The sequence below is a fragment of the Psychromonas sp. Urea-02u-13 genome, assembly GCF_002835995.1.
Classification (GTDB): Bacteria; Pseudomonadota; Gammaproteobacteria; order Enterobacterales; family Psychromonadaceae; genus Psychromonas.
Genome location: NZ_PJBZ01000179.1, coordinates 1 through 2,054, shown reverse-complemented (window position 1 = coordinate 2,054; position 2,054 = coordinate 1). Strand labels below are relative to the sequence as shown.

Genomic DNA, 2,054 nt, shown 5'->3' with positions numbered 1-2,054 from the left:
ATATACACACAGATTAATTAAGGTGGCTATGAAAAATAAATCTCCCTTTCCTCAATCTATTGTTGAAATGATGAATACACGACGTTACGCGAGAAAAACGATTACTGCTTACATTCATTGGATCCGCTATTTCATCGTATTTAATAATAAAAATCATTCCGTGGGTTGCCATAATCAAGAAGTTGAACGCTTCTTATCTTTTCTCGCCAACGTCAAAAATGTAGCCCACAAAACACAATCACTGGCGCTTAAAAAATAAAAACGGGACATCCCATCTTCACATCAATCTGATCCCCTTACCCTCCCATCATCTTTTATACCTATATCAACATTATTTATTAGCATGCATTGTTTGTTAACGTGTATTATCCGAGCAATATAATACACATGTACGATATACAAACACCCAAGGAATGCTGATGGTTAAAATAGATAAATACACACTTGCGGGTTGTGCTGCGATTCTACTGTGGAGCACCACAGTGGGTTTTGTGCGTAATGTGGCTGAGCAACTCGGCGCGATAGGTGGTGCGGCCATGATTTATACGGTCAGCTCGCTGTTTTTAGTGTTATTCCTTGGTGCGCCAAAACTTAAACTCTTTTCGACTAAGTATCTGCTGATTGGCGGCGCGCTCTTTGTCAGTTATGAAATCTGTTTATCGCTGGCGTTAGGTATGGCGAATAACCGTATGCAAGCGGTTGAGATGGGCGTCATTAACTATTTATGGCCGTCGTTAACCGTATTAGTGGCGGTATTTATTAGTAAAAAACCAGTGAACAAAGCACTTTATCCTGCCATCGCGTTAGCCTTTTTTGGTGTCGCGTGGACCGTGGGTGGCGATCAAGGACTCTCACTGACGTATATCGCAAAGAACATTGCTTCTAACCCTGCGAGTTATGCGATGGCTTTTTCTGGCGCTTTTATCTGGGCGTTTTACTGCAATATTACTAAATATTTAGCCAATGGAAAAAATGCCATTACCTGGTTCTTTATCGCCACGGCGATCACCCTGTGGATTAAGTACTTTATAAGCAATGAACCCGCCATCACATTAACAGCAGACGCTGCCTTTGATTTATTGATCACCGGCGCGGCTATGGGTAGCGGTTATGCCTTATGGAATATCGGTATTTTGCGTGGCAACATGATGCTACTGGCTACCCTGTCGTATTTCACGCCTATCTTTTCTACTTTTTTATCCGCATGGATTTTAGACATTGAGCTCACTGCCACGTTTTGGCAAGGCGTGGTCATGGTGTCCATGGGTTCGTTACTTTGTTGGTGGTTTACCAGAGAAAAAGCGGTTTTAGTTGAGGATCCAGTCATTGAAGACGCTGTCATTGAAGGTGCAGTGATTGAAGGTGCTATAGAAATGGAAAAGAGAGAACCAGGAGAAACTCAGGTTATTAAAACTGAATAAGCTGACTTATTTCAATAAAAACGAACACGAATCCACCCATAGTAAAAATTCAACTTGCTCTTTAACCTTATTTTCTTCATGGTTAAGTAATTTAAGTTGTTGAATAGCATTTAGTCATTTAAAGACAAGAAAAAATAACGCCAAACTGCGAAAGGCACTTTGGCGTTTTATGAATCAATGGACTCACCATTGAGTCCTGCACTTTACTTGAGTGCGTGCTTTGCTCTAAATTCGGGTTAATTTAACATACCCATTGCCTGACTGCCGTTAGAGATAATATGAAAATCATCAAACTTAAATGTGGTTGTTTCTTCATCCCCATTTTTATTCATTTGCGCTGAAAGCACATCACAGATTCCATCCATCTCCCCTGTTAATACTTTCTCAGGGCCATCGGTAAAAATGGCGTATTTAGTGCCATCTAAATCAAAAAATATCACCGGACTATATAAATTAGCGTTCAGCTCAACGTTGGTTAAAGTAGCCATAATAAAAGTTCCTGTTTTTGGTTTATATACCTTGGTAGCAGCTCTTGATCATCATTTACATCAAGATGCTGTTAGGGTGTTTAATCGTGCTACAAAAAGATAACTTTTTAAGGTGACAGTAAGATGACAGTTAACTAAAAGATTA

At 39.9% G+C, this 2,054-nt stretch carries 3 protein-coding genes; 2 read left to right on the top strand and 1 reads right to left on the bottom strand.

Annotated features, from left to right (window positions below):
- Both CXF74_RS21160 and yddG read left to right on the top strand, forming a co-directional pair.
- Positions 1-259 (top strand): phage integrase N-terminal SAM-like domain-containing protein (locus CXF74_RS21160; RefSeq protein ID WP_232772613.1); only part of this gene is annotated, 259 nt, incomplete at its 5' end.
- A 160-nt stretch (positions 260-419) separates the two neighbouring features.
- Positions 420-1,421 (top strand): aromatic amino acid DMT transporter YddG, encoded by a 1,002-nt coding sequence (gene yddG / locus CXF74_RS21155; RefSeq protein ID WP_101084593.1) that lies wholly within the window; start codon positions 420-422, stop codon positions 1,419-1,421.
- Between the two features lie 236 nt (positions 1,422-1,657).
- Here the strand turns inward: yddG and CXF74_RS21150 are convergent, their stop codons facing one another.
- Positions 1,658-1,909, bottom strand: coding sequence for a hypothetical protein (locus CXF74_RS21150; RefSeq protein WP_101084591.1), 252 nt, complete (start codon positions 1,907-1,909; stop codon positions 1,658-1,660).
- Between the last annotated feature and the right edge of the window lie 145 nt (positions 1,910-2,054).

Coding starts and splice junctions, on each gene's coding strand:
- CXF74_RS21150 (WP_101084591.1), bottom strand. CDS start 1,909: ATGGCTACTTTAACCAACGTTGAGCTGAACGCTAATTTATATAGTCCG.
- yddG (WP_101084593.1), top strand. CDS start 420: ATGGTTAAAATAGATAAATACACACTTGCGGGTTGTGCTGCGATTCTA.